The sequence below is a fragment of the Curtobacterium sp. ER1/6 genome, from assembly GCF_001742745.1.
Classification (GTDB): Bacteria; Actinomycetota; Actinomycetes; order Actinomycetales; family Microbacteriaceae; genus Curtobacterium; species Curtobacterium citri.
This window is the reverse complement of sequence record NZ_MJAK01000017.1, coordinates 1-21901: the sequence shown is the minus strand read 5'-3', so window position 1 is coordinate 21901 and position 21901 is coordinate 1. Positions and strand designations below refer to the sequence as shown.

22 protein-coding genes are annotated in these 21901 nt (G+C 72.9%); 14 read left to right on the top strand and 8 right to left on the bottom strand.

What is annotated here, in order from left to right:
- A partial coding sequence (locus Cus16_RS15690) for an Asp23/Gls24 family envelope stress response protein (RefSeq protein WP_069713603.1) occupies window positions 1-338 on the bottom strand: 338 nt, incomplete at its 3' end.
- Between the two features lie 164 nt (window positions 339-502).
- Window positions 503-1696 carry an AraC family transcriptional regulator gene (locus tag Cus16_RS15685; protein WP_069713602.1) on the bottom strand — a complete coding sequence of 398 codons (1194 nt, stop codon included), beginning with the start codon at window positions 1694-1696 and terminating at the stop codon, window positions 503-505.
- 174 nt (window positions 1697-1870) lie between these two features.
- Between Cus16_RS15685 and Cus16_RS15680 the strand changes: the two genes are divergently transcribed.
- The 4 genes from Cus16_RS15680 to pgi all read left to right on the top strand — a co-directional run bounded on the left by Cus16_RS15680 (window position 1871) and on the right by pgi (window position 6520).
- On the top strand, window positions 1871-2167 hold the full coding sequence (locus tag Cus16_RS15680; protein WP_069713601.1) for a metal-sensitive transcriptional regulator: 297 nt from the start codon (window positions 1871-1873) through the stop codon (window positions 2165-2167).
- Between the two features lie 43 nt (window positions 2168-2210).
- On the top strand, window positions 2211-2429 hold the full coding sequence (locus Cus16_RS15675) for a heavy-metal-associated domain-containing protein (protein WP_069713600.1): 219 nt from the start codon (window positions 2211-2213) through the stop codon (window positions 2427-2429).
- Complete coding sequence (locus Cus16_RS15670; protein WP_411266614.1) at window positions 2426-4687, top strand: heavy metal translocating P-type ATPase; 2262 nt, start codon at window positions 2426-2428, stop codon at window positions 4685-4687. Before Cus16_RS15675 ends, Cus16_RS15670 begins: the two co-directional genes overlap by 4 nt.
- 123 nt (window positions 4688-4810) lie before the next feature.
- Window positions 4811-6520, top strand: a complete 1710-nt coding sequence (pgi, locus tag Cus16_RS15665; RefSeq protein WP_069713599.1) for a glucose-6-phosphate isomerase — start codon at window positions 4811-4813, stop codon at window positions 6518-6520.
- Window positions 6521-6692: 172 nt separating this feature from the next.
- On the opposite strand, the gene Cus16_RS15660 is transcribed toward pgi, so the two are convergent.
- Window positions 6693-7604, bottom strand: coding sequence for a hypothetical protein (locus Cus16_RS15660; RefSeq protein ID WP_069713598.1), 912 nt, complete (start codon window positions 7602-7604; stop codon window positions 6693-6695).
- 110 nt (window positions 7605-7714) lie between these two features.
- On the opposite strand from Cus16_RS15660, the gene Cus16_RS15655 reads away from it, so the two are divergent.
- The 3 genes from Cus16_RS15655 to Cus16_RS15645 all read left to right on the top strand — a co-directional run bounded on the left by Cus16_RS15655 (window position 7715) and on the right by Cus16_RS15645 (window position 10749).
- Entirely contained in the window at window positions 7715-8230 is a 516-nt protein-coding gene (locus tag Cus16_RS15655; protein WP_069713597.1) for a hypothetical protein, read from the top strand.
- 220 nt (window positions 8231-8450) lie between these two features.
- Window positions 8451-9908 (top strand): sugar porter family MFS transporter, encoded by a 1458-nt coding sequence (locus tag Cus16_RS15650; RefSeq protein ID WP_069713596.1) that lies wholly within the window; start codon window positions 8451-8453, stop codon window positions 9906-9908.
- Between the two features lie 136 nt (window positions 9909-10044).
- Entirely contained in the window at window positions 10045-10749 is a 705-nt protein-coding gene (locus tag Cus16_RS15645; protein WP_223246652.1) for a DUF4396 domain-containing protein, read from the top strand.
- Between the two features lie 61 nt (window positions 10750-10810).
- Here Cus16_RS15645 and Cus16_RS15640 read toward each other — a convergent pair whose 3' ends face one another.
- Genes Cus16_RS15640 through Cus16_RS15625 form a run of 4 tightly spaced genes read right to left on the bottom strand, consistent with a single transcriptional unit; the run spans window position 10811 to window position 14286 of the window.
- Complete coding sequence (locus Cus16_RS15640) at window positions 10811-11785, bottom strand: zinc-binding dehydrogenase (RefSeq protein ID WP_069713605.1); 975 nt, start codon at window positions 11783-11785, stop codon at window positions 10811-10813.
- 27 nt (window positions 11786-11812) lie between these two features.
- Window positions 11813-12235: an organic hydroperoxide resistance protein gene (locus Cus16_RS15635; RefSeq protein WP_069713595.1), complete on the bottom strand. Its 423-nt coding sequence runs from the start codon at window positions 12233-12235 to the stop codon at window positions 11813-11815.
- 27 nt (window positions 12236-12262) lie between these two features.
- Entirely contained in the window at window positions 12263-12700 is a 438-nt protein-coding gene (locus Cus16_RS15630) for a MarR family winged helix-turn-helix transcriptional regulator (protein ID WP_189319620.1), read from the bottom strand.
- Window positions 12701-12741: 41 nt separating this feature from the next.
- Window positions 12742-14286 (bottom strand): Mur ligase family protein, encoded by a 1545-nt coding sequence (locus Cus16_RS15625; RefSeq protein WP_069713594.1) that lies wholly within the window; start codon window positions 14284-14286, stop codon window positions 12742-12744.
- Between the two features lie 189 nt (window positions 14287-14475).
- On the opposite strand from Cus16_RS15625, the gene mvk reads away from it, so the two are divergent.
- The 7 genes from mvk to Cus16_RS16770 all read left to right on the top strand — a co-directional run bounded on the left by mvk (window position 14476) and on the right by Cus16_RS16770 (window position 20571).
- The gene (gene mvk, locus Cus16_RS15620; protein ID WP_069713593.1) at window positions 14476-15465 is read left to right on the top strand and encodes a mevalonate kinase; all 990 of its coding nucleotides are present in this window, start codon (window positions 14476-14478) and stop codon (window positions 15463-15465) included.
- Window positions 15465-16472: a diphosphomevalonate decarboxylase gene (gene mvaD, locus Cus16_RS15615; protein WP_317614868.1), complete on the top strand. Its 1008-nt coding sequence runs from the start codon at window positions 15465-15467 to the stop codon at window positions 16470-16472. The genes mvk and mvaD overlap by 1 nt, the downstream gene beginning before the upstream one ends.
- A complete protein-coding gene (locus tag Cus16_RS15610) occupies window positions 16469-17548 on the top strand; it encodes a phosphomevalonate kinase (RefSeq protein ID WP_069713591.1) in 1080 nt (359 codons plus the stop codon). Before mvaD ends, Cus16_RS15610 begins: the two co-directional genes overlap by 4 nt.
- On the top strand, window positions 17545-18609 hold the full coding sequence (locus tag Cus16_RS15605; RefSeq protein WP_069713590.1) for a hydroxymethylglutaryl-CoA reductase: 1065 nt from the start codon (window positions 17545-17547) through the stop codon (window positions 18607-18609). The genes Cus16_RS15610 and Cus16_RS15605 overlap by 4 nt, the downstream gene beginning before the upstream one ends.
- Window positions 18606-19766 (top strand): hydroxymethylglutaryl-CoA synthase, encoded by a 1161-nt coding sequence (locus Cus16_RS15600; protein ID WP_069713589.1) that lies wholly within the window; start codon window positions 18606-18608, stop codon window positions 19764-19766. The genes Cus16_RS15605 and Cus16_RS15600 overlap by 4 nt, the downstream gene beginning before the upstream one ends.
- Window positions 19767-19887: 121 nt before the next feature.
- Window positions 19888-20271 (top strand): ATP-dependent DNA ligase, encoded by a 384-nt coding sequence (locus Cus16_RS15595; protein ID WP_069713588.1) that lies wholly within the window; start codon window positions 19888-19890, stop codon window positions 20269-20271.
- A gap of 132 nt (window positions 20272-20403) precedes the next feature.
- Window positions 20404-20571, top strand: a complete 168-nt coding sequence (locus tag Cus16_RS16770) for a hypothetical protein (protein ID WP_189319619.1) — start codon at window positions 20404-20406, stop codon at window positions 20569-20571.
- 173 nt (window positions 20572-20744) lie between these two features.
- Here the strand turns inward: Cus16_RS16770 and Cus16_RS15590 are convergent.
- A partial coding sequence (locus Cus16_RS15590; RefSeq protein ID WP_141719028.1) for a sulfite reductase subunit alpha occupies window positions 20745-21901 on the bottom strand: 1157 nt, incomplete at its 5' end.

The following is a 21901-nucleotide window of genomic DNA, read 5'->3' as shown; positions in this document are numbered from 1 at the left end:
CCCCCGTCCGCGACCTGCTGCAGCGACACCGGGTACTCCGCGACGATCGTGATGTCAGCGGCGACCTGCTTCTCGCCGACCTCGACCTTGACACCCTGACCGTGGTCACGCTGCCCGATCGCGTCACGCAGCGCACCGATCGCACGAGCAGCACCACCACCGAGCGAGTGCACACCGTTCACCTCACGGGCAGCGATCCCGGCGACCTTCGACACGACCGTGTCATCGATCGTGGTCTTGCCCGCAGTGCCCGAGGCGTTGCTGCTCGTGGTGCTGATGGTGCCCGTGGAACGGGTGGCGGCCGCGGTGGTCGCGGGGGTGGTGGTGGTGTCAGCCATTGGTTGCTCCCTTCGAGACCCGCCGGGACACGTTCCCAGCGGTTGCTGTTCACGGATGAGACGGGGTGACACCGACGTTCGTCACGCGACCGTCACGGGTTCCAGCGGTCTTCCAGGAAAGGTGCCAGAACGGCGGTTCTCGGTGTACCCCGGATCGAGCCGGTTCAGCGCCGGACGCTGGAACCGGCCGTCGTGTTGCGCGACGCAGCGTCCCGTGCGGCACGGACGACGGCCATCGGCGACTGCCCGCACTCCTCCTGGAAGAGCTGCTGCAGACGCCGGGGACGCACGCCGGCTGCCTCGGCGATCTGCTCGACCGTGAGGTCGCCACCCGCGTGCGCCTCGATGTGCGCGAGTGCCCGACGGACGCGCCAGGACGTCCGTCCGGACTCCGGACGCGCAGCCCGCGAGGCCCGCAGGGTCGCGGCCGGGTCCTCGCCGAACCGGTCCCGGTAGGCGGCGGCGAACCGACCGGGGTTGGTGAACCCCCATCGTCGCGCGACCGGGGTGACGCCGTCGTCGCCGACCGCACGGAGCAGCTCGCGGCGGACGCAGTCGAGCCGGTGGTCCCGGAGGAACCGGTTCGGCGTCGTGCCGAGCGTCCGGGCGAACACGTCCTGCAGTCCGCGCTGGCTGAGCCCGGACGCCTCGGCGATCTCCGGGACGGACGGCCGGTCGTCGGCGTGCGCCTCGATGTACCGGATGGCGTCCCGCAGCCGGTTCGCGACGGGGACGTCCTCGCCGCGGTTGCGGATCGGGAAGGTGTCGAGCACCACGACGGCCAGCCGACGGTTGAGCGCGGTGCGCATCGGTCCGACCACCCGGTCGTCGAGCAGCGCCGGGGCGAGGTCCTGCACGAGGCGTCGAAGGGGTTCGCGCTGCGCGACCGTGGCGTCCTGCTGGTCGAACAGGAGCGGTCCGTCCGGCAGGCGGTAGCCGAGCTCCTCGCCGACGGACCGCAGGAACGGGTCCGCCAGGTGCAGTCCGTTGTAGACCGTGTCCGCGGACACGAACCGGTACGCCTCGGAAGCCGAGGCGATGTAGGGGCTGCCCGGCTCGATCACGCGGGTGCGGTCGGCGAAGTGCATCTCGAGTCGGCCCCGGGTGAGCCAGAAGACGACGTGGTCGGTCCGCGGCGCGATGACCCCGCCGCGGCGACCGTTCTCGGAGCGCATGGTGCGGAGCGTGACGTCCTCGTCGCCGACGATCGTGTACTCGTACCGCGTGCCGTCGGTCACGAAGGTGTCGGACCCGAGGTCGCGGCCGTTCACCTCGGCCGAGAAGATGCGCGCGTAGTCGACGCCGTCGTCCTCGGTGAAGCGCAGCCGGCGGAAGCCGTGCGTCGTCGAGGAGCCCATCTGCGCATCATGCCAGCCCTGTCCGCTAAGCGCACCGCCCCCGAGTGGAGGGGGCGACGGACGGGAGGCGCGTGGCGGGCCCGGCTGCCTGCCTCCCGTCCGTCACGGATCACCGGTGCAGTGCCACCCGGAATACCCCGTGGGGGTACCCTGTTGTCGACACCGGAGGTCGGGATGCAGGAACACGCGCACGTCGGGTACATCGACGACAAGGACGACCTGCTCAAGCGGTTGCGTCGGGCCGAGGGGCAGGTGCGCGGCATCGCGCGCATGGTCGAGGACGAGACCTACTGCATCGACGTCCTCACCCAGATCTCCGCGGCGAACCGAGCGCTCGAACGCGTCGCGCTCTCGTTGCTCGAGGACCACCTGCGCCACTGCGTCGCGGAGGCCGTCGCCGAGGGCGGGGACGCCGCCGACGCGAAGGTGCGCGAGGCGAGCGACGCCATCGCGCGACTCGTCCGCTCCTAGTCACCGAGACGTCCAGGGACCCACACCGACCGGAAGGAACACCATGACCACCGAGACCATCGCCGTGACCGGGATGACCTGCGAGCACTGCGTGACGAGCGTGACCGAGGAGGTGTCCGAGCTGGACGGCGTCACCGGCGTCGCCGTGGACCTCGTTCCGGGCGGCTCCTCGACGGTGACCGTGACCGCCGACCACCCGCTCGACGACCAGGCCCTCCGCGGCGCGATCGCGGAGGCGGGGTACGAGGTCGTGTCCCGGTGACCGACGGCGTCGTCGACCTCGACATCACGGGGATGACCTGCGCCTCGTGCGCGAACCGCATCGAGCGCAAGCTCGGCAAGCTGCCGGGCGTCAGCGCCACGGTGAACTACGCGACCGAGCAGGCGCAGGTGTCCGTCACGGACCCGGACGCGGTCGACCCCGCCGCGCTCGTCGCCGCGGTCGAGGCGGCCGGCTACGGCGCCACGGTGCGCCTGCCGCAGCCGCCGGCCGGCGCGGACGACACGGACGAGGCCGACGCCGTCGACCCCGCCGCGCCCCTGCGTCAGCGGCTCGTCGTGTCCGCGGTCCTCGCGGTGCCGGTCGTGCTGCTGTCGATGGTGCCGGTCCTGCAGTTCCCGAACTGGCAGTGGGCGGCGCTCGCCCTCGCGGCCCCGGTCGCGGTCTGGGGCGCCCTGCCCTTCCACCGGGCCGCGTGGGTGAACGCACGGCACGGTGCCGCGACCATGGACACGCTGGTCAGCGTCGGCGTCCTCGCCGCGTTCGGCTGGTCGCTGTACGCGCTGTTCCTCGGCGACGCCGGGCGGCCCGGGATGCACATGGCCTTCTCGTGGTTCGCCACCGACCCCGAGGCGAGCGACCTGTACCTCGAGGTCGCCGCCGCCGTGACCGTGTTCATCCTCGCCGGTCGCTACATGGAGGCCCGGGCGAAGCAGCAGTCCGGCGCCGCCCTCCGCGCCCTGCTCGAGCTCGGCGCGAAGGACGCGTCCGTCCTGCGCGACGGCCCCACCGGTCCCGTCGAGACCCGGGTGCCGGCGGCGTCCCTCGTCGTCGGCGACGTCGTCGTCGTGCGGCCCGGCGAGCGGATCCCGAGCGACGGCGTCGTGCGCGAGGGGTCGTCGGCCGTCGACCGCAGCATGTTGACGGGGGAGTCGGTGCCGGTCGAGGTCGGCCCCGGTGGACACGTGACCGGCGCGACGATCAACCAGGGCGGTCGGATCGTCGTCGTGGTCACGGCCGTCGGTGCCGACACCGAGCTCGCCCGCACCGCTCGCCTCGTCGAGGACGCGCAGACCGGCAAGGCCGCCGTGCAGCGGCTGGCCGACCGGGTGTCCGCGGTGTTCGTGCCGATCGTCATCGGCCTGGCGGTGCTCGCCTTCGTCGGGTGGCTCGTGGTCGGCGGCTCGCTCACCGCCGCGTTCACGGCCGCCGTGGCAACGCTCATCATCGCCTGCCCCTGCGCGCTCGGGCTCGCGACGCCGACCGCCCTGCTCGTCGGGACCGGGCGCGGGTCGCAGCTCGGCATCCTCATCGGCGGTCCGCAGGCGCTCGAACGCACGCGCGGTGTGGACACCGTCGTGCTCGACAAGACCGGCACGGTGACCACCGGCGAGATGCCGGTCGACGCCGTGCTGGCCGCTCCCGGTGCCGGTCTCCGCGACGCCGGGCTGCTCGCCGTGGTGGCCGCCGCCGAGGACGGCTCGGAGCACCCGGTCGCGCGCGCGGTCGTCCGAGCCGCCCGGGCGCAGGGCCTCGCGGTCCCCGGCGTCGAGCAGTTCACCGCAGCGCCGGGGGCCGGCGTGCAGGCCGTCGTCGACGGCGAGGTCGTCGTCGTCGGCACCGCCCGGTGGCTCGCGGAGGCGTGGGCCCTGACCGTGCCCGAACCGCTGGCCGCACAGGTCGCCACGGCCGAGGCGGCCGGCGGGACCGCGGTCCTCGTCGCGCGGGGCGGCGGCGTGCTCGGCGCGGTCGTCGTGGCCGACACCGTGAAGTCCGAGGCGGCGGAGGCCGTGCGCCGGTTCGTCGCGCTCGGGCTCCGCCCCGTCCTGCTCACCGGCGACAACGAGGGTGCTGCTCACGCCGTCGCCGCGCAGGTCGGCATCGACGAGGTGCACGCGCGGGCGACGCCCGCGTCGAAGCTCGACACCGTCCGCCGGCTACAGGCCGAGGGGCGCAGCGTCGCGATGGTCGGCGACGGGGTGAACGACGCCGCGGCACTGGCGGCGGCGGACCTCGGCATCGCCATGGGTGCGGGCACCGACGCGGCGATCGCGGCGAGCGACATCACGGTCGTGAACGGTCGCCTGACCGTCGTCGCCGACGCGGTCCGGCTCTCGCGGGCGACCCTCCGGACGATCCGGGGCAACCTGTTCTGGGCGTTCGCGTACAACGTCGCGGCGATCCCGCTCGCCATGGCGGGGTTGCTCAACCCCGTGCTCGCGGGTGCGGCGATGGCCTTCTCGTCGGTGTTCGTCGTGACGAACAGCCTGCGGTTGCGCCGCTTCGCGCCCACGCCCTGACCCGACCTCCGCGGCCCTGTGCGCGGGGACACCGCCGCGGCACTACGCTCGGACGTGGTCCGCGACGCAGCGCTGCGGTGACCCGCGGTCCAGTACGTCCAGAAGGTACCCAGGAGGACCGAAGTGACCGAATCCGCTCCCGTCGACCCCACATCGACCGACGGCTGGAAGAAGCTCGCCGGCATCGCCGACGGATTCACCCCCGACCTGCGCGGTTGGTTCGACAGCGACCCCGGCCGTGCCGAGCGCTACACGTTCCAGGCCGCCGACCTGACCGTGGACCTGTCGAAGGGCCTCGTCGACGACGACATCCTCGCCGCGCTGCTCCAGGTCGCGAAGGACGCCGGTGTCGCCGAGCGCTTCCAGGCGATGCTCGCCGGTGAGCACATCAACGTCACCGAGGACCGCGCCGTGCTGCACACCGCGCTCCGTCGTCCCGAGGGCATCGAGCCGGCGCTCGTCGTCGACGGCCAGGACGTCGACGCCGACGTGCACGCCACGCTCGACAAGGTCTACGCCTTCGCCGAGAAGGTCCGCTCCGGTGAGTGGACGGGTGTCTCGGGCAAGCGCATCGAGACCGTCGTCAACATCGGCATCGGTGGCTCGGACCTCGGCCCGGTCATGGTCTACGAGGCCCTCAAGCCCTACGTGCAGGCCGGGCTCGAGGCGCGCTTCGTCTCGAACATCGACCCCGCGGACATCTACGAGAAGACCGCCGACCTCGACCCCGAGACCACGCTCTTCATCGTCGCGTCGAAGACCTTCGGCACCCTCGAGACCCTGACGAACGCGCGCCTGGCACGCCAGTGGCTGTGGGCGGAGCTCGGCCTGACCGACGCGAGCGACGACGAGAAGTCGAACGCCGTCGCGAAGCACTTCGTCGCCGTCTCGACCGCGCTCGACAAGGTCGCCGCGTTCGGCATCGACCCGGAGAACGCCTTCGGCTTCTGGGACTGGGTGGGCGGCCGCTACTCGGTCGACTCGGCCATCGGCACGAGCGTCGTCATCGCCATCGGCAAGGAGAACTGGCAGCAGTTCCTCGCGGGCTTCCACGCGATCGACGAGCACGTCCGCACCACGCCGCTCGAGCAGAACGTCCCCGTCCTCATGGGCCTGCTCAACGTCTGGTACACGAACTTCCTCGGCGCGCAGAGCCACGCGGTGCTGCCCTACACGCAGTACCTGCACCGCTTCGCCGCGTACCTGCAGCAGCTCACGATGGAGTCGAACGGCAAGCGCGTCCGCTGGGACGGAACGCCGGTCACGACCGACACGGGCGAGGTCTTCTGGGGCGAGCCGGGCACGAACGGCCAGCACGCGTTCTACCAGCTCATCCACCAGGGCACGCGGCTCATCCCCGCGGACTTCATCACGGTCGCGAAGCCCGCTCGTCCGCTGAAGGACGAGTCCGGCGACGGGAAGGCCGTGCAGCCAGGCCAGGACGTCCACGCCCTCTTCCTCGCGAACTTCTTCGCGCAGACGAAGGCGCTCGCGTTCGGCAAGACCGCCGACGAGGTCCGCGCCGAGGGCACCACCGACGAGGGGATCGTCGCGGCCCGCACCTTCACGGGCAACAAGCCGTCGACGTCGATCCTCGCGCCGGAGCTCACGCCGAGCGTGCTCGGCCAGCTCATCGCGCTCTACGAGCACATCGTGTTCACCGAGGGCACCATCTGGGGCATCGACTCGTTCGACCAGTGGGGCGTCGAGCTCGGCAAGCAGCTCGCGCTGCAGATCGCTCCGGCCGTCGACGGTGACCAGGACGCGCTCGCGTCGCAGGACTCGTCGACCAAGGCACTCATCGCCAAGTACCTGGAGCTGCGCGGCGAGTAGTCACGCACCCCCACGACGGACGGGAGGCGCGGTGCCGGCTGGCACCGCGCCTCCCGTCCGTCGTCTGGTCGCGCTGGCCGCGGGGCGGCGCCGCCCGAGTCTCGCCCAGGCGGACAGTTTCGCGCTCTCCGGGCCACGAAACCGTCCGCAGAGCCGAGGCTCGCGCAGCGCGTCAGCGCGCGAGCGGGTCGAGGTTGAGCGACGTGCCCTCGTACAGGTACTGGTCGTCGCCGAAGACCTGGACGCCCTCGTTGCACCAGACGAGCGCCTTCACGCTGATGCCGAACCGGGCGGCGACGTCGCCGATCAGGTCGTTGCGCGCGACCGTGTAGGTCCGCGGTGCGCCCGAGCCGGTCTTCGCGGTGACCGGTCCGGCGGCGTTCGCGCGGGCGCCCCCGTCCACCGGGTGCACGTTCGTCTGCCGCGCGGGCACCGACCACCGGACCGGTGCGACCGCGAGCACCTTGTCCGCACCGATCTCGATCGGGACGTCCGCCTGGCCGGGCTGCGCGGCCGAGGAGACCACGAGGGTGACGAGCCCGGACGGGTCGACGCCGGACCCGTCGAGCGGCACCGACTTCGCCAGGGGCGACGAGGTCGGGCCGCCGAGGACGTCGTCGCCGACGCCGCGGTAGGTCAGGCCGTCGCCGATCTGCCGCTCGCGCTCGAAGAAGCCGACGTCGATCGGCACGGGCAGTGTCGACGTCACGCCGGAGTACTGCGCCGTGAAGGTGTCGTCCCCGTCCGCGACGACGCGGTAGTGGAAGTGGATGCTGCCCTTCGGCGAGGCGACGTCGCCCTCGGTCAGGACGGTGCCCGCCGGGATGGGCGTGAGCACGGGGTCGGGCACGGTGGCCTCGGTGGCGACCGGGGTCGGAGCGCGCGGGGTGGCCGACGCTTCGAGGAGGTCACCCTCCGACGCCGCGTCGGGCGTGGCTGAGGGCGTCGGTGCAGCGGAGCGGCTCGCCGTCGGTGGGTCCGAGGGCGCCGGGAGCGCCGTGTCGGACCCGCGCAACAGCGAGCACCCGGACAGTGCGACGACGGTGACCAGAGCGGCAGCACCGGTCGCGACGGTTCGGATCATGATTCCCCCTCGGTTGTCGAGCGTAGCGCGGGACGCCCCCGGTCTCGACGGCCCGGTCGGCCCGTGTGTCCGGGGACGTACGTGTCGGCCCGAGCGGCTACCGTCGAGGCATGGACCGTCACGACATCCTCGCCGCCGCAGCCGCCGCCCACGCCGCGCGCATCGCCGAGGCGGGCGGTGACGACACGGCCGCGCGTCGCCGTGCCGACGCGGTCGAGGGCCGGCGCCTCGGGACCGACGAGGCCGCCGCCGACGCGGTCCGGGCCGTCGAGCGTCGCCGTGCCGGCGAGGTCGAGCGTGCGGCCGAGCGCACCGAGGGTGCGCTGTCGGACTGGCACCGGATGGGCACGCGGCGCGGTGTGACGCCGGACGAGCAGCTCCGGAGCGCTTGGACGGTCACCGGCGTCCCCGAGGCGGGAGCGGCACGGGCGCTGGCGAACGTCCTGCTGTCGACCGCCGGCCACGCCGGACGTGTGGCCGACGCCGCGCGACGGAACCCCGCTCTCGGCGGTGCCGCCGGAGCCGCCGCCCGTCGGACGGTCCGTCGGTACACCGACCACGGGGCCGGGATGGCCTCGTTGGGCGACGTGCTCGGGGACGACCGGGGCGACGACGCCACCGGCTGACCCGGGGTCCGCACCGCCGCGACCGCCGTCTCCCGGGGTCGCAGGCGGCGGGGCCGACGTCACCGCATGAGACGCACTTGGAGCGCTCCCGCTCTGACCAGGTGTTTCGTGGACCGGTCCAAACGTCAGGTAGTCAGAATGTCCAATTGACAGGACATGGTTTCGGGTTACGATCGGCTCACGCGAAGACGCGCGATCACCCGACGAAGGAGTCATCCGAATGGTCGATATCAAGCCGACGCAACCGAGCGTCGCACTGCCCCCGGTCGGCGAGGGGCCGCACCGCCGCCGCCTCGGCGTGCTCGCCCTCGTGGCGACCTTCGGCGGCCTGCTCTTCGGCTACGACACCGGCGTGATCAACGGTGCCCTCCGGCCGATGACCGACGAGCTCGGGCTGACGACGATCACCGAGGGCGTGGTCACGAGTTCCCTGCTCTTCGGTGCCGCGATCGGGGCGATGCTCGGCGGTCGGATCGCCGACGGGTGGGGTCGTCGCCGCACGATCATCCTGCTCGCCGTCACGTTCTTCGTCGGCACCCTGATCTGTGTGTTCGCCCCGTCCTTCGGGGTCATCGTCGTCGGCCGGGTGCTCCTCGGTCTCGCGGTCGGCGGGGCGTCGACCGTGGTGCCGGTGTTCCTGGCCGAACTCGCGCCGTACGAGATCCGCGGGTCGCTCTCGGGCCGGAACGAGCTCATGATCGTCATCGGTCAGCTCGCCGCGTTCGTCGTGAACGCCGTCATCGGCAGCCTCTGGGGCGAGGGCAACGGCGTCTGGCGCGTCATGCTCGCCGTCTGCGCCCTGCCTGCGATCGCGCTCTTCGTCGGGATGCTCCGCGTGCCGGAGTCGCCGCGCTGGCTCGCGTCGAAGGGGCGGTACGGCGAGGCTCGGTCGGTGCTGGCGCAGATCCGCTCCGAGGAGCGCGCGACCGCGGAGCTCGAGGACATCAAGCGGACCAACGACATCGAGGCGAAGGTCCAGCAGGAGAGCGGGTGGCGGGTGCTGCTCGGCAACAAGTGGCTCATCCGCATCGTCCTCATCGGCGCGGGGCTCGGCGTCGCGCAGCAGCTCACCGGCATCAACTCGATCATGTACTACGGCCAGACGGTGCTCATCGAGTCGGGCTTCCAGGAGCAGGCGGCACTCATCGCCAACATCGCACCCGGTGTCATCGCGGTGATCGGCGGCTTCATCGCCATCGCGAACATGGAGCGCATCAACCGCCGCACGACGCTCATCATCGGGTTCTCGCTGACGACCGTCTGCCACTTCCTCATCGGGATCGCCTCGATGGTGCTCGTGTCCGGCAACCCCGCCCGTCCCTGGGTGATCCTGTTCCTCGTCGTCGCGTTCGTCGGCTCGATGCAGACCTTCCTCAACATCGCGGTGTGGGTCGTCCTGTCCGAGATCTTCCCGACGCAGATCCGCGCGCTCGGCATGGGGATCGCGGTGTTCTGCCTCTGGATCGCGAACGCCTTCCTCGGCCTGTACTTCCCGACCATCGTCGCCGCCACCGGCATCACGGGCACCTTCTTCGGCTTCGCCGCCGTCGGGGTCCTCGCGCTCCTGTTCATCTGGCGGTTCGTGCCCGAGAGCCGTGGGCGCACCCTCGAGGAGGTCGAGGAGGGCGTGACCACCGGCAACATCTTCACGGTCCCCGCGAAGCAGGCGCGCCGCTAGACCGGCCGCACGACGGACGGGAGGCCCGTGGCGGATCCGCCACGGGCCTCCCGTCCGTCGTGTGCACCGGTACCGCTCATCCATCCGTCGCTACGCTCGTCACTTGTCGCGGGACAACGACGGACGGAGGCGCTCGGTGGCGGAACTGCAGGTGGACGACCTGCCGACGGCCTTGACGGTCGTCTGTGCGCTGGTGCTCGTGGTCGCCGTGGGCTGTGCCGTGTTCGTCGCGGTGGACGTGGTGCGGCACCCGCCGCGCATGCGGGTGATGGCGCTGGTCTGGCCGCTCACCATGCTCTTCGGCAGCGTCGTCTGGCTGGTCTTCTACCTGCGCCGGGGGCGCGCGACGGTCGACGGACACGGGCGCTGGGCAGGGACCGCGATCGACACCAGTCACTGCGGCGCGGGGTGTGCGCTCGGCGACCTCGTCGGGGAGTTCGGGCTGGTCGCGGTCCCGGCGCTCGGCACGCTCGTCGGGCTCGGCACGCTCTACCAGGACCGCATCGTCGCCGGGTGGGTCGTCGACTTCGTCATCGCCTTCGCGCTCGGCATCGTGTTCCAGTACTGGTCGATCGCGCCGATGCGCGGACTCGGCCTGCGGGACGGGCTCGTCGCCGCGCTCAAGGCGGACACCCTCAGCATCACCGCGTGGCAGGTCGGCATGTACGGCCTGATGGCGGTGTGGCAGTTCGTGGTCTTCCCGTCGCTGTTCGGCGGCCGGGTCGGGGTGCTGACGCCCGAGTTCTGGGTCGCCATGCAGCTCGCGATGGTGGCCGGCTTCGTGTGCTCCTACCCGGTGAACGCCTGGCTGGTACGGCGGGGGCTCAAGGAAGCGATGTGACGACGGACGGGAGGCGCGGTGCCAGCCGGCACCGCGCCTCCCGTCCGTCCGGCTGCTCGTGCTACGGGCGCAGCAGCACCTTGCCGACGCGGCCGGCGGTGTCGCTGGCACGGGCCGCGGCGCGCGCGTCCTCGAAGACGAAGGTCTCCGAGACGGGGAGCGTCAGCGAGCCGTCGAGCACGCGCGTGATGAGCTCGCCGAAGAGCTGGCCCTTGAGCTCGGCGGGCATGGTCTTGCTGACGACCGCACCCCAGAAGCCCTTCACCGTGAGCTGGCCGAAGATGACCTTGCCCGACGGGATCTCGAGCGTCGGCGACGCCATCGCGCCGAAGACGACGAGCGTGCCGTTCTCGCCCATGACCGAGGCGATGTCGCCGGCGGCCTTCCCGCCGACGGACTCGACGCCGGCGACGATCGGGGCGCCGCCGGTGAGCTCGCGGACCTGGTCCTGCCAGCCCTCCGAGTCGGTGGCGACGATGCGGTCGATGCCCTGCTCGCGGAGCTCCTCGACGCCCTCGGCGCGACGGACCAGGCCGATGACGTTGATGCCACGGGCCTTCCCGAGCTGCGCGACCATGCGGCCGACGGCACCGTTCGCGGCGTTCTGGATGATCCAGTCGCCCTCGTGCAGGTCGAGCGAGTGCAGCAGGCTGATGGCGCTGAACGGCATCGACACGAGCTGCGACGCGGCCTCGTCGGGCATCGCGTCCGGCACCGGGACGAGCCCGGCGGCGTCGGCCACGTAGTACTCGGCCCAGACGCCGAACGTACCGCCGGCGACGCGCTGGCCGACCTGCAGCCGGTCGACGCCCTCGCCGAGCGCCTCGACGACACCGAGTGCCTCGGTGCCGCTGGCGGCCGGGAGCTCCGGCTTGAAGCCGTATGTGCCGCGGATGGTCCACAGGTCGTGGTTGTGGATCGGGGAGAGCACGGTGCGGACGAGCACCTGCCCGGGGCCCGGCTGCGGGACCGGGCGCTCGGCCACGGTCAGGACGTCGGCGGGCTCACCGAAGGTCTCGTGGACGACGGCGCGCATGGTGGTGGGGGTGGTGTCGGTCACGGGTCAGTCCTCCGAGACGACGATGGTGACGTCGATGTTGCCGCGCGTGGCGTTCGAGTACGGGCAGACCTGGTGCGCGGCGTCCGCGAGGGCCTGCGCCTGGTCGTGCTCCATGCCGGGGATGACGACCTCGAGCATGACGGCGAGCTGGAAGCCGCCCTGGCCGTTCGGGCCGATCTGCACGCGGCCGCCGACGGACGAGTCGGTGACCTTGACCTTCTGCGCACGTGCGACGCCCTGCAGTGCGGAGTGGAAGCACGCGGCGTAGCCGGCGGCGAAGAGCTGCTCGGGGTTCGCGCCGTTGCCGGAGCCGCCCATGTCCTTCGGGATCGCCATGTCGAGGTCGACGCGACCGTCGCTGGTGGCGACGTGGCCGTTGCGGCCCTCGCCCGTGGAGAGCGCTTCTGCGGTGTAGAGGACGTCCATGTGGGGTCCTTCCTTCCTTCGTGGGGGTCAGTGGGCCGGTGCCGCTGCGTGCATCGTGGCGGTCAGGCGTTGCAGGGTCGCGATGAGCTCGAGCGCCGAGCGTTCGTCGTGCAGGCCCATGCCGGCTGCGATCGCCGCGGGGACGTGCGCCAGCTCGGGACGGATCGACCGCCCGCGTTCGCCGAGGGTCACGGTGACGACGCGCTCGTCGGTGCTCCGGCGCTCGCGGCGGACCAGGTCTGCCTGCTCCATCCGGCGGAGGAGCGGGGAGAGCGTGCCCGAGTCGAGCTGCAGGTGGTCGCCGAGGCCCGAGACGGTCTGGTCGCCCTCGATCCACAGCGTGACGAGGACGAGGTACTGCGGGTACGTGAGTCCCCAGGGCTCGAGCAGCGCGCGGTACGCCTGCGTCGTCGCCCGGGACGCCGCGTAGAGCGAGAAGCACACCATCTCGTCGGTCACCGGCATGCCAACAGTATTGCACGCAACCGGATTGCGCACAACCTTCCTCAGCGGGCGGCCAGGCGGCTCCCCTCCCGAGGGTGTCCGGCCTCGGCCAGGGCGCGGCGGGCGTCGTCGAAGGACGAGTACGGCACGTGTGCGCCGTCGACGTCGCGGTAGTTCGTCAGGCCCGGTCCGGCCCAGTACACGGCGCCGTCGTCGCCGACGGCGCGGATCGCCAGCCGCACCGCCCGGGCCGGATCCGGCTCCTCGACGACGACCGCACCGGAGCCGACCGACCGCGCCCCGGCGAGGATCGCCGCGCGGATCGGTCCGGGCTCCTCGGTCCGCGGGTGGTGGTCCGCCACGACGACCACATCGGCCGAGGTCGCGGCCACGACGCCCATGGCGTGCCGCTTGCTGGGGTCCCGGTCGCCGTCCGCACCCAGGACGATCGCGACGTTCCCCGACACCACGGCCCGCACTGCGTCGAGGCTCTTGGCGAAGGCGTCCGGGGTGTGCGCGAAGTCGACCCAGACCCGCGGGCCGGTGGGCGCGGACGCGTCGGCCATGCGCCCCGGCACCTCGACGTCCAGCGGCGTGGCCGTGGCGGTGCGCAGTGCGGGCACCGGGACGCCGGAGACCGCCAGCATCGCGATCGCGAGGCCGGTGTCCGCGGCGGCGTGCACGCCCAGCAACGGCACCTCGAACGGCACGACCGAGCCGTCGGGTGCCGTGAGCTCCGCACGGGTGCCGTCGGGGCGCTGGTCGGTGACGCGCACGGACCAGTCGGCGGTCACGTCCGGGCGCACGGTCACGGTCGTCACCGGGACGCCGGCGGTCGCGACGATGCGTCGGCCGGCGGGGGAGTCGAGCGACACGACCCCGGCGCGGGAGTGGGCCGGCGTGAAGAGCTCGGCCTTGGCGGCCAGGTAGGCGTCCATGTCCGCGTAGTCGTCGAGGTGGTCGTGGGACAGGTTCGTGAACCCGGCGACGTCGACCACCACGCCGTCCGCCCGGCGACGGGTGAGTGCCTGGGCGCTGACCTCGAGCGCGAGGCCCTCGACACCCGCCTCCGCCGCGGCGGCCAGGAACGCGTGCAGCTCCGGAGCCTCCGGGGTGGTCAGGGCGCTCGCCACGGCGGTGTCCCCGATACGGCGGTCGACCGTGGAGCTGTGTGCGGTGCGTCGTCCGAGTCGACGCATGAGCGCGTCGAGCACGTGGACCGTCGTGGTCTTGCCGTTCGTCCCGGTGACACCGAACACGGGGAACGGCAGGGACGCCGTGCCGTACACCGCGGCGGCGACCGCGCCGAGGACCGCCCGCGGATCGTCGACGACCACGACGGGCAGCCCGGTCGCACCGGCACGTGCGGCCCCGGCCGGATCGGTCAGCACGGCCGCGGCGCCCGCTGCAGCCGCGGCGGCCGCGTGGTCCGCGCCGTGGGTGCGTCGTCCGGGGAGCGCCGCGAACAGGCTGCCCGGTCGGACGTCGGCGGCGGACACCGCGACACCCGTCACCTGCTCGTCGCCGTCGTGCAGGGTGCCGGCGACGGTCGCCACGTCGGTCAGCGGCACCGCCTCCGGGTGTCGTGGTGCGAACGCGTGCGTCATCGTCGCCTTCCGTGGGGGTCTGGTCGATGGTCCGCCGTGGTCGCCGGGACCGCGTCCAGCCGGACCGGGAGTCGGGGGACGACTGCGGCCCGGTGCCGGCGGGTCGCCGGCCTCGAGGTGCGGAGGACGGGTCCGACCTGCGCGGCGCACGCCGGGTCGGTGGCTCCGGATAGGCTGACGCGAGCCACGATGACCAACCACGACACCGACAGCACCGCGATCCCCGGAGCCGGAACCCCCCTCCGCACCGGGACCGCGTCGTCCCACGGCAAGACGATCCTGATCGGCGAGCACGCCGTGGTGTACGGCGTACCCGCGCTCGTGCTCCCCGTGCTCGACGTCCGGGTCACGGCGACCGCGACGCCCGTGGAGCCCGACGCCGGCAGCCGGCTCGAGTCGACCGTGCACACCGGGCCGCTCGACACCGCGCCCGCGGCCGTCCTGCCGACCGTGACGGCCGTCACCGCCACCCTGCGCCACCTCGGGGTCCCCGACCAGCACCTGCACGTCCGGGTCGACAGCGCCGTCCCCACCGCGCGGGGGATGGGTTCGAGCGCCGCGGTCGCCGCCGCCGTCACCGCCGCCGTGGCCGACGTCTTCGGGCGCACGCTCGACCCCGAGGAGCACCACGAGCTCGTGCAGGAGTGCGAGCGCGTCGCACACGGTCGGCCGTCCGGCCTCGACGCCCGCGGGGTCGTGGCGGACGTCCCCGTCTGGTTCGAGGACGGCCTGGTCGAGCCCGTGCCGCTCGGCGCCGCCTTCACGTTCGTCGTCGCCGACACCGGCGTCCCGGGCCACACGCGCGAGGCCGTGAGCGCCGTCCGCGAACGACACGACCACGATCCGCAGGCCGTCGACGCGGTCGTCGCGGCGATCGGGGACCTCGCCCGACGCGCACGGGGGACGCTCGTGGATGGCGATGCCCAGGCCCTCGGTGCCACGATGGACGCCGCGCACGAACTGCTCTCCGAACTCGACGTGTCGAGCACGGACCTCGACCGGCTCGTCGACGCCGCACGCCGTGCGGACGCCCTCGGCGCGAAGCTCACCGGCGGTGGGCGCGGCGGATGCGTCCTCGCGCTCGTCGCGGACGGGGAGCACGCCGACCGCGTGGCCGCCGCACTCCGCGAGGCCGGCGCGACGGAGACCTGGACCACCACGATCGGAGCCCGCGCTTGATGACCGCCACCGCCGTCGCGCACCCCAACATCGCGCTCGTGAAGTACTGGGGCAAGGCCGACGCGCAGCTCGCCCTGCCCGCGACCGGCAGCGTGTCGATGGGCCTCGACGTCTTCCCGACGACGACGACCGTGGCGCTCGACGGCTCGGCCACCGCGGACTCCCTCGTGCTCAACGGCACCGCGGCACCGGAGGGCGCCCTGGTCCGGGCGCAGCACTTCCTCGAGCTCGTGCGCGACCTCGCCGGGTCGACGACGCACGCCGCGGTCGAGACCGTGAACACCGTGCCCACGGGCGCGGGACTCGCGTCGAGTGCCTCCGGCTTCGCAGCCCTCGCGACGGCCGCCGCCGCCGCGTACGGACTCGACCTGTCCGAACGCGACCTCTCCCGCCTGGCCCGTCGCGGTTCCGGCTCCGCCACGCGGTCGATCCCGGGCGGGGTGTCGGTCTGGCACGCCGGCGACGACCAGGGCTCGTACGCCGAGCGCATCCCCGCGCCGCCGATGGCCATGGTCGTCGTGACGATCTCCGCCGGCGAGAAGGCAATCGGATCGCGCGAGGCGATGCGGCGCACGATCGCGACCTCGCCGTTCTACCCGGCGTGGGTGACGTCGACGACCGAGACCGTCGGGGAGATGCTCGACGCCTGCGCCGCGGGGGACTTCACCCGCATCGGCGAGCTCACCGAGAGCAACGCCCTCCGCATGCACGCCACCATCGAGGGCGCCTTCCCGCCCATCCGCTACCTGAACGCCCGCAGCGTCGCCGTGTTCGACGCGGTCGCCGAGCTGCGGGCGTCGGGGACCGAGGCGTACGCCACGGCCGACGCCGGCCCGAACGTGGTCGTGCTCACGAAGCCCGAGGACCGCGGGACGGTCGCTGCCGCGCTGGACGGGCTCGGCGACGTCATCGAGTCGGGCACCGGACCAGGCGCGCGGGTGGTCCGCTCCGAAGGGACGGAGGCACCCGGAGCGGGTGCCGTCCGACCGGAGGAGACCGCCGAGTGATCGAGTTCCGCGCCCACGGCAAGCTGTTCGTCGCGGGCGAGTACGCCGTCGTCGAGCCCGGGCAGCCGTCCGTGCTCATCGCCCTCGACCGGGCCATCACCGCCCGGGTCGCCGAGGGACACGGCGCGGGCAGCGTGCACTCCGAGGAGTACGGACACCTCCCGCTCACCTGGACCCGCGACGAGGACGGCCTGGCGCTCGACCGCGAGCACCACCCCTACGACTACGTGATGGCGACGATCGACCTGGTCGAGAAGCTCCGCGCCGAGCGGGGGATCGCCCCGCGCTTCCACGACCTGCGGATCGAGAGCCAGCTCGACGACGCCAGCGGCCGGAAGTTCGGGCTCGGGTCGTCGGCCGCCGTGACCGTCGCCACCGTCGGTGCGCTCGACCGCTTCTACGGCATCGGCCTCTCGCAGCGCGACCGCTTCCGGGTCGCCCTGCTCGCCACCATCCGCGTCAACCCGCGGGCGTCCGGCGGTGACCTCGCCGCGAGCACGTTCGGCGGCTGGCTCCGCTACAGCGCGCCGGACCGCGAGCGGCTCGCGGGCGTGCTCGACGACCACTCGGTGACCGACGTCCTGGCCGACGCCGACGCGTGGTCGGGCTTCGACGTGCAGCGCCTGCCCGCACCGGCGGACCTCGAGCTCCTCGTCGGCTGGACCGGCTCCCCGGCGTCGACGACGAAGCTCGTCAGCGTGGTCCGGAAGCACCGCAACGGCGGGTACCAAGCGTTCCTCGACGACAGCCGCGCCTGCGTCGACGACCTGACCACGGGCCTCCAGACCGGCGACGCGGCGACGACGCTCGACGCCCTGCGCCGTGCGCGCACGCTCCTGCAGCGGCTCGGCACCTCGGTCGGTTCGCAGATCGAGACCGAGCGGCTCGCGACCCTGTGCGACGTGGTCGAGTCGGCCGGCGGGGCGGCGAAGCCGTCCGGTGCCGGCGGCGGCGACTGCGGCATCGCGCTCGTCCCGGCGGACACCGACCTCGCCGGGATCCACCGCGCCTGGGAGGCGCACGACATCAGACACCTCAGCGTCGCGGTGCAGGCACCCGAAGGGAGCGTCGAATGACCGACCTGCTGACCCCGATCCCCACGAGGTGGGTGGGGCCGATCCGCGTGAGCGGCAACGCCGTGGAGGGCGAGCACGAGGTGCCCCTCGCCACGTACGAGTCGCCGCTGTGGCCGTCCGTCGGTCGCGGTGCCCGTGTGTCACGGATGGTCGAGGGCGGCATCGTCGCGACCGTCGTCGACGAGCGCATGACCCGCTCCGTCCTGGTGAAGGCCGACAGCGCCGCCGCCGCGCACATCGCCGCCGGCCGCATCCTGGCGCGGCAGGACGAGCTCGAGCAGCTCGTCGCCGGGCAGAGCCGCTTCGCGAAGCTCATCGAGGTGCACCCCGAGATCGTCGGCGACCTGCTCTTCCTGCGCTTCGCGTTCACCACGGGCGACGCGTCCGGGCACAACATGGTGACGCAGGCGGCGGACAAGCTGCTGCCGGCGATCCTCGCGTGGGAGCCGGGGCTGCGGTACGTCAGCGTCTCGGGCAACTTCTGCACGGACAAGAAGGCCACCGCGGTGAACGGCATCCGTGGGCGCGGTCGGAACACGATCGCCGAGATCGTCATCCCGGGCGAGATCGTCGAGAAGCGTCTGCGATCCACGCCGGAGAAGATCGCCGAGCTCAACGTCGCGAAGAACCTGGTCGGCTCGACCATCGCCGGAGCCCTGCGCTCCGCCAACGCGCACTACGCGAACATGCTGCTCGGCTTCTACCTGGCCACCGGACAGGACGCCGCGAACATCGTCGAGGGCTCGCAGGGAATCACCTACGCCGAGGCCCGCGGCGACGACCTGTACTTCTCCACCGCGCTCCCGCACCTCATCGTCGGCACCGTCGGCAACGGCAAGGGCGGCGACCTGCCCGTCGTCGAGGACGCCCTCGTGCGCCTCGGCTGCCGCGAGGACCGTGAGCCCGGCGCCAACGCCCGACGCCTCGCCGCCCTGTGCGCGGCGACGGTGCTCTGCGGCGAGCTGTCCCTGCTCGCCGCGCAGACCAACCCCGGGGAGCTCATGGCGGCGCACGTCGCCATGGAGCGCCGCGGAGCCAAGCCCGCAGGAGGTGCGGCATGAGCGGCATCGGCATCCACGACATCGCGATCGCGACCGGCCACCACGTGCTCGAGCTCGACGACCTGGCCGAGCGCCTCGGCGTCGACCCGGCCAAGTACCACGTCGGCATCGGACAGGACGCCTTCAGCGTGCCCGCCCCCGACGAGGACATCGTCACGATGGGTGCCGCCGCCGCGAAGGAGGTCATCGACCGCCACGGCGTCGAGGGCATCCGCACGGTGCTCTTCGCGACCGAGTCCGGCGTCGACCAGTCGAAGGCCGCCGGCGTCTACGTGCACCGGCTGCTCGGCCTGCCGCACAACGTCCGCGTGGTCGAGCTGAAGCAGGCCTGCTACGGCGGGACCGCCGCCGTGCAGCTCGCCCTCGGCATCATCGCCCGCGCGCCGCACGAGCGCGTGCTCGTCATCGCGGCGGACGTCGCGCGCTACGACGTCGACACCGCCGCCGAGCCCACCCAGGGCGCCGGCGCCGCCGCGATCCTGGTGTCCGCCGACCCGGACCTCGTCGAGATCGAACCGGCCGCGGGCGTCTTCACCGCCGACGTCGACGACTTCTGGCGGCCGAACGACCGGTCGACCGCACTCGTCGACGGCCGGCTGTCGGTGAGCGCCTACGTCGACGCCTTCGTCGGGGCCTGGGACGACCTGGCCGCGCAGGGCGGCCCGGCGTACGAGGACATCGCGCGGTTCGTGCACCACCAGCCGTTCACGAAGATGGCGCTCAAGGCGCACCGGAAGCTCACGCAGCACGTCGGCGTGCCCTTCGACGAGTCCGAGCTCGCGGTGGGCTTCACCTACAACAAGCAGACCGGTAACACGTACACGGCGTCGCTCTGGATCGGCCTCGCGGCGCTCCTCGACCTCGACGACGACCTGGCGGGGGAGCGGATCGCCCTGTTCAGCTACGGCTCGGGCAGCGTCGGGGAGCTCATCACCGGCATCGTCCGGCCCGACCACCGCGACCACCGTCGCGAGGGCCGCGTGCGCGCCCTGCTCGACGCCCGCGAGCCGCTGACCGTCGACGCCTACCGCGAGCTGCACGCCGCCGGTGCGGCGACGAGCGTGGACGTCGAGCGTCCTCGGGTCACCACCGCGCCGTACCGGTTCGCCGGGGTGCGCGGCGGAGCGCGGCACTACGAGGCGACGGCGCAGGACTGAGCGACCGGCGGCCGCCCGACGCGGTCGCGGACGGACGGGAGGCGCGTGGCGGGGTCGCCACGCGCCTCCCGTCCGTCGGTCGGTCGGGTCGCGATCACCGGTCAGGTGTAGAAGGATCCTCATGGGTCAGCTCATCTACGACGGCGAGGTGCTCGACCTCCGGGTCGACGACCGCGCACTCACGCACCTGCAGATCGTCATCGTGAACATGCTCCGGCGGGACCACCGCTTCGTGTTCTCGTGGAAGGACGACGTGCTGCACGGCGACGGCCGGAGCTCGATCTGGCTCCACCCGAACGTCAGCCTCCGCTTCACGTTCGGCGGCAGCCGCGTGCCGGCCATCAACCGCAGCTGGCTCGAGGACCTGTACGCCGCGGCGACGTCGGGAGCGGGGCTCGTGCTGACGCCGGAGCCGCCGGACACGAGCACGGCCGACGACTCGGCGTGGTCCCAGGCCGTGGTGCCGGGCGGCGTGCCGTCCTCCAGCGCCGGCGACACCGAGTAGCACGCGGCGGCGCCCGGGTCAACGGGTACCCGGGGCCGGGGTCGTCTCCGTAGCCTGCCGGTACCGCGGGTCCGTGCGTCCCCGAGACGGCGACAGGGCGCCGCGACGCAGGGACCGTGGGGGAGGGACCGCATGTCCGCGACGGAGAGCACGCACGACGACCGTGTCGCGACGGTCGTCGCCGCGGGCGGTCGGCACGAGGTCTGGATCAGGGGCCTCCTCGTCGAGCCGGACGGGTGCACGCTGTACTCGGACTTCTTCGTCGACGACGATGCGGACGCGCCGGCCGTCACCGGGTGACGGTGCGCCCTCCCGCGCCCCGGCCGTCGTTCCCCCTCCGGCGGCCGGGGCGCCCGTTCCTTCCCATCACGCGCGCGATGCCTGGTGAGATCGGGCGTACCTGGCCGTTCGGGTCGATCAGGTACGCCCGTTCTGACCAGGTACGCCCGTCCTGACCGGGACCCGCCGGCGCCTCAGTACACGTCGCGGACGTAGCGCCCGCCGCGCCGCAGGTCCGCCAGGTACGCCTGCGCGTCGTCGTCACCGCGCCCGCGCTGGCCCGCGACGACGTCGAGCAGGGCCTGCTCGACGTCCTTCGCCATCCGGGAGGCGTCACCGCACACGTACACGGACGCCCCGTCCTCGAGCCACCGGTACAGCTCCGCGGCCTGCTCCCGCATCCGCGTCTGGACGTAGACCTTCTCGGCCTGGTCCCGCGAGAACGCCAGGTCGAGCCGGTCGAGCACCCCCGACTCGCGGAACGCCGTCAGCTCGTCCTCGTACACGAAGTCGGTCGCCCGGTGCTGGTCGCCGAAGAACAGCCAGTTGCGACCGGTCGCCCCCGAGGCGGCCCGCTCGTGCAGGAACCCGCGGAACGGTGCGACGCCGGTGCCCGGGCCGATCATGACCATCGGCGCCGAGTCGTCCGCGGGGACCCCGAAGGCCGCGTTCGGCTGCAGGTAGACGCCCACCTCACCGTCGGCGCGCACGCGGTCGGCCAGGTACGTCGAGGCGACCCCGCCGTGCGTGCGCCGGGCGTCGCCGTACCGGACGCTCGCGATCGTCAGGTGGACCCGGTCCGGGTGCGCGAGTGGACTCGACGAGATCGAGTACTGCCGCGCCTGCAGGCCGCGGAGGTTCGGCAGCAGCTCGTCGAGCGACGGGGCGGCGTCGCCGGCGTCCCGGAGCAGGTCGAGGACGTCGCGGCCCCAGAGCCACCGGTCGAGCTCCTGCTTGTCGCCGTGGGCGACGACGGCCGCGAGCTCCGACGCGGGCGCGCGCTGCACCAGGTCGGCGACGAGGTCCTTCGACGGCGTCCGGATCTCCCGGTCCACGCGCAGGACGTCGGTCAGCGGCCGCCCGTCGAACAGCGCGGAGCCGTCGGCACCGAGGTGCTCGAGCAGCCGGTCGACGAGCGCCGGGTCGTTGTGCGGCACGACGGCGAGGGCGTCACCGGCGGCGTACGTGATCCCGGAGTCGCCGAGGTCGAACTCGAGGTGCCGGATCTCCTTCGCGCTGCCGGGTGAGGAGAGCAGTCGGTTCTCGACGAGCCGCGCCGGGTACGGGTTGCGCTTGTTCCACTGCGCGCCCGGCCGGGAGGCACGGCTCCCCCCCCCCCCCCCCCCCCCCC